At 34.5% G+C, this 5,837-nt stretch carries 4 protein-coding genes; all 4 read left to right on the forward strand.

The genetic code is table 11. From position 1 onward, the window contains the following. Nucleotides 1–1,057 precede the first annotated feature (1,057 nt). The 4 genes from AB1630_09790 to dapF all read left to right on the forward strand — a co-directional run bounded on the left by AB1630_09790 (nucleotide 1,058) and on the right by dapF (nucleotide 5,680). Nucleotides 1,058–1,816, forward strand: a complete 759-nt coding sequence (locus AB1630_09790) for a DUF892 family protein (protein MEW6104080.1) — start codon at nucleotides 1,058–1,060, stop codon at nucleotides 1,814–1,816. 75 nt (nucleotides 1,817–1,891) lie between these two features. Beyond that, on the forward strand, nucleotides 1,892–3,682 hold the full coding sequence (locus AB1630_09795) for a cache domain-containing protein (protein MEW6104081.1): 1,791 nt from the start codon (nucleotides 1,892–1,894) through the stop codon (nucleotides 3,680–3,682). Nucleotides 3,683–3,729: 47 nt separating this feature from the next. Next, nucleotides 3,730–4,953, forward strand: coding sequence for a diaminopimelate decarboxylase (gene lysA / locus AB1630_09800; GenBank protein MEW6104082.1), 1,224 nt, complete (start codon nucleotides 3,730–3,732; stop codon nucleotides 4,951–4,953). Further along, nucleotides 4,943–5,680 carry a diaminopimelate epimerase gene (dapF, locus tag AB1630_09805; protein MEW6104083.1) on the forward strand — a complete coding sequence of 246 codons (738 nt, stop codon included), beginning with the start codon at nucleotides 4,943–4,945 and terminating at the stop codon, nucleotides 5,678–5,680. The genes lysA and dapF overlap by 11 nt, the downstream gene beginning before the upstream one ends. Nucleotides 5,681–5,837 lie beyond the last annotated feature (157 nt).

Consider the following 5,837-nt stretch of genomic DNA (forward strand, 5'->3'; position numbering starts at 1 on the left):
GGATTAAATTTATCTTGTTCATCATAAATTATAAGAACGATGAATATTCCGACAATTCCCTCGCCTTTCGCTTTACTTCAACCCTCTTTTCTCCAAAATTAATAATCAAACCAACATCCTCATAATGACAGTCAAATAGTTCACCAATTGTAATTTATGGGCAATGGCAATCCGTCAAACGGACACAGGGTTATGATAATTTTTGTAATTATTCAGCCACTGATTAACACGGATTAGCATTTAAATTAATCCCTAACTTCCTAATTTTTTAAGTAATATGTAATCCTAAAGCCTCTATGATTTTCCTTGTTTGTTTTGGCACTTCAAGGTTTATCCAGTGTTTTGATACTTTGTTTGCTACCCAATCAGGATATTTTCTGTCCATAATTTTCCCTCCATTCATATTACTTATTAAGTAATATTATAAAAGAGCTTTTTTTGTCAAACAATTTTTTTGAATGAAATTTGCTTTATATAAAAAATTAGATAAAAATGAGTAATTTGAAGGGGAGAGGAATTAAATCCCCTATGGAACAAGAAAGGATTTTTTTATTCTGATAATACAATAAAAGGCCTATTACTTAAATTTTTGGGAAGTTAGGGGTTAATGGGAGGTAGATTTACACAGATTATTAGGATAATATACCTAACCAACTCGGGTTTGCACCTCTAACTTTACACTTTATTGTTCAACCTCATTTGTCAAGTTAGAGAAGGATAGTTGCATATTCGGTATAAAAGCTAAAATAATTCTTTAGTCTCTAAAATCTTGAAGAATCTGCGTTCATCTAAAGTCCAAAAAATCAGTGTTTCATCCGTGTATATCTGTGGCTAAATAGTAAAAATGGATAGACTGAATAGTTACTAATTTTTTTGATTAACCGGATAACCTGCTTATTTAACATCCTGTCCATCTTGTAAATCCTGTCTGAATAGTTACGTTTAAATTTGGGGGGAGTTCCGTTAAAAGCGAAAGCTCGCTACCGCACTCCAAAGATAAAATTATTGACTCAACCTTCGCAGGAAATATATAATAATTTTAATAGGAGAAAAGAAAATGGCTATTTCAATGTTAAAGATAGAAGAAGAGCATATTCTTAGGGTTCTGCCTGTATTGTTAAAAAGGGATGAGCAATTTAGAGGCTCTGTTTATGCCATTCTTTCTGAAACCTTTGCCACCAAGGATGACCTTAAGCAGATTATTGAGGTAATGAACAAAAGGTTTGAAGAGGTAAACAAGAGGTTTGAAGACATAAATAAGAGGTTTGAAGAACATAGGGAAGAGACAAATAGAAGGTTTGAAGAAATTAACCAAAGGTTTGAAACAATAGACAAAAAGTTTGAGGCAATGGACCAAAGGTTTGTATCCCTTATTGAAGAGATGCATCTTGGATTTACATCCATAAGAGAAGAATTACATTTTAGACTAACCACAATTGGTTCAAGATGGGGAAAGAGGGTAGAGGCCACATTCAGAAATACCCTTAAAGAACTCCTTACGAGAAAGCTTGAGGCTAAAGAGGTTAAAAAATGGGAATGTTATGATGAGGAGGGAAGGGTTTTTTCTATCCCTTCATACATAGAGGCAGATATTGTGATAAAAAATGGCAAACACTCTCTTATGGAGATAAAATCAACAGCAGATAAATCAGATGTAGGGACATTTGAAAGAATAGCCCGTTTTTACAAAGAAGAGATAAATATCACACCTTGTAAAATCCTTGTGGCAATAGAGATAGACGAATACGCAAAAGAGCTTTGCGAGAAATTAGGGATTGAGGTTTTTACCTATGAGGAGTTAAAGGTTTATAGTTAATTTTAAAAATGGATGGAAAACAAAAATAGGCACAAACTGGGCAAAGGCACAAAGTTTTAAAGGTTTTGAATTTATATGATGAATATTTTAAAAGAGAAAAAGAAAAGGTATTATAAGGTAGAGGATATAGACCAACCAGAGCTGTTTAGGGAATTCTTTCCATATACAGAGGTTCCAAAAACATTCTTTGACTTTGTTTCTGTGCCAATAGGGATTCCAGACGAAATATACATTACAGACACAACATTTCGCGATGGACAGCAGGCAAGACCACCATATACAACCGAGCAGATTGTTGAGATATACAAGCTTCTTAATAAGCTTGGAAATGTAATCAGGCAGAGCGAATTCTTTCTTTATTCTGAAAGGGATAAAAATGCTGTTATCGGATGTTTAAACTTAAATTTTAAATATCCAGAGGTAACAGGCTGGATTAGGGCAAATAAGAATGACCTTAATATTGTAAAGGAAATGGGGCTTAAAGAAACAGGCATATTAACATCTGTCTCTGATTATCATATATTTTTAAAGCTTAATAAAACAAGAAAAAAGGCATTGGATGATTATCTCTCTATCGTCAAAGAGGCATTGGGCAATAATATAATCCCAAGGTGCCACTTTGAGGATATTACAAGGGCTGATTTTTATGGCTTTGTCATCCCATTTAGCCAAGAGCTTATGATGCTTTCTAGTGAAGCAAATATTCCAATAAAGATAAGGCTCTGTGATACTATGGGATTTGGCATTCCATATCCAGAGGCATCTATTCCAAGATCTGTTCCAAAGATTGTCTATTGTCTTAAGAATGAAGCTGGTGTCCCATCAAAAAACCTTGAATGGCATGGACACAATGATTTCCATAAGGCAGAGATAAATGCTATATCTGCCTGGCTGTATGGTTGCTCTGCTGTCAATGGAACCCTCTTTGGTTTTGGAGAAAGGACAGGAAATACACCCATTGAGGCTTTAATCATTGATTATATAAGCATAAAAAAGGATAGTAAAGGGATTGATACGAAGGTAATTACAGAGATTGCCGAATATTTTAAAAATAATCTAAATACCCATATTCCTCCAAATTACCCATTTGTTGGTTCTGAATTCAATATAACCAGGGCGGGAATCCATATTGATGGCTTACTTAAAAATGAGGAGATATACAATATCTTTGATACAAAGGAGATATTGAATAGACCACTTGATGTAGGGATAACAGACAAATCAGGTCTTTCTGGCATAGCACATTGGATAAATACCTATCTTGGTCTTTCTGGTTCCCAGCAAATTGACAAGAGGCATCCTGGGATTTCCCATATTATAAAGTGGATAAATGAAGAATACGAAAGGGGAAGACAGACATCCATCTCAAATGATGAAATGCTTGAGGAGGTAAAAAAACACCTCCCTATGCTTATTAAGTCTGATTTTGATACCCTAAAGATAAAGGCAGAATCCCTTGCATTACATCTTATAGAAGGCATTGCCGTTAATGAAGATATAATATCTATGGAGCCAGAGAAACAGGAGAAAATTTTAAGGGATTTCATTGAAGAAAATCCATTCATTCAATTTATATATGTTGTCAACCTGCAAGGACACAAAACAACAAAAAATATTACCCATTCAAAGGATTTAGGAAAATACAAAGAGCTTAAGGATGAGGAGAATTTTGCAGATAGGGATTGGTTTATAAAGCCTCTGGAGGATGGAAAGACATTTATTTCCAATTTCTATACATCAAGGTTCACATATAGGCTTTGTATCACTGTATCTAGCCCTATAAGGAATAAAGACAATGAGATTATAGGGATATTGGGTGCAGATATAATGTTTGAAGAATTAGCAAAGCTTGAGGAAGTGGATTAATTTAAGATTTATACTAATGATATTAAAACAGATAAACACATATGAAAATGGGATTTGAATATATTAAAGGTCATCTTTGTTGCGATGGTATAAGGATAGATGGGGTTGCAGAAAAGATAGGAACGCCGTTTTATCTTTATAGCAAAGAGGCAATTGTAGGGAATTTTACATCTTATAAAGAGGCATTTTCAGAGGTTTCACCCCTTATTTGCTATGCGGCAAAGGCAAACGCAAATATTGCGATTTTTAAGCTACTTGCAAAATTGGGCTCTGGTTGTGATGTCTGCTCGCAGGGAGAGCTTTTTTTGGCAAAAAGGGGAGGGATACCCAGTAAAAAAATCGTTTTTAATGGGAATGGAAAAACAGAAGCAGATATAAAAATGGCAATTAAGGAAAAGGTGTTTTTAATAATTGCAGATTCCATTGATGAGCTATTCCTTATAGATAGTATTGCAAAAGAAAAAATAAATGTTGGGATAAGGATAAACCCAGGAATTGAGCCAAAAACCCATCCTTATGTTGCAACAGGCCTTGAAAAAAGCAAATTTGGAATAACGATGGCAAGCCTTAATAATGCTATAAGTATTATAAGGAAAATGGAGAACATAAATTTTATCTGCCTCTCCTTCCATATTGGCTCACAGATTACAGAGCTTTCTCCTTTTGTTGAAAGTGCAAAAAAGCTTGTTAGCTTTGCCAAAGAGATTGGGGAAATAAAATATATTGATATAGGTGGAGGTCTTGGGATTCCTTACAACAATGAGAATTTTCCAGGCATATCGTCCTTTGCAAAGGAGATCGTTCCAATTGTTAAGGATTTTAAGCTTATTATAGAGCCTGGAAGGAGCATTGTGGGAAATTCAGCCTGCCTTGTTACAAGGGTTTTATACCTTAAGGAGACAAAAGCAAAGAGATTTATTATAGTGGATGCTGCAATGAATGACCTTATAAGGCCAGCTTTATATAACAGCTTTCATCGGATATTACCAGGGGAATTAAGGGAGCAAGAAGAGATTGTTGCTGATATTGTTGGACCCATTTGTGAAGATGGAGATTTTTTAGCAAGGGAAAGAAAGATAAACCAGGCTTCGCTTTCAGACATTCTTTGCATAATGGATGCTGGTACATATTCCTTTTCAATGTCATCAAATTATAATGGAAGGGCAAGGTGTCCTGAGGTTATGGTAATAGATAAAAAACCCTGTGTTATTAGAAAAAGGGAAACATTCAAAGACCTTATCAGAAATCAGCTAATTCCAGATGGATTATAAAAAATTAAGTGGCTCCGGGAATACATTTGTCATTATAAATAACATACCCCAAGAAAAAATAAACCCAAAAGAATTGGCAATAGAGCTATGTGCAAAGGAGAAAACAGATGGGCTCCTTCTCATTGAGCCATCCAATATTTGCGACTTTAAGATGAGAATCTTTAACAGGGATGGAAGTGAGGCAGAGATGTGTGGAAATGGTAGTAGGTGTGCTGCATTCTTTGGATGGAAAGAGAATTTGGCAGAAAATAAGATGGAGATAGAAACCCTGTGGGGAAGGATTAAGGCAATTGCTTCAGGTGATTTAGTAAAAGTAATGATAGGAGAACCAAAGGATATAAGGCTAAATATTATGCTTAATACTCATTTTGTAAGGGTTGGCGTTCCCCATACAATTGTATTAGTAGATGATGTAGATAATGTTGATGTATTTGGCTTGGGAAGAAAAATAAGGTTTGATATTCTATTTGAACCAGAAGGAACGAATGTAGATTTTGTTGAGGTTATATTAGAAAATAAGATAAAGATAAGGACATACGAGAGGGGTGTTGAGGATGAAACCCTATCCTGCGGCACTGGCTCTTGTGCATCTTGCTACATCTTTAATCTTTTAAATAAGACACATTTTCCAACCATTGTAGAAGCAAGAAGCAAGGAGTTTTTAAATGTATATTTTGAGGATAACAGGTTTTACCTTGAAGGAAGGGTGAAAGAGATTTATAGTTAATCGCATAAATCTTCATACAAAGAGTTTATTATACCTAAAGAAATTTTTTATTGGTATACTTAAAAATTATTCTTGCTTATTTTTTTGTAACTATTCACCCTATAGGGAAATAAGGAATGTATATGTTTAGATAATGTTAAGGAAAATAATGAAGCCA

Source organism: bacterium (assembly GCA_040753555.1).
Classification (GTDB): Bacteria; UBA9089; UBA9088; order UBA9088; family UBA9088; genus JBFLYE01.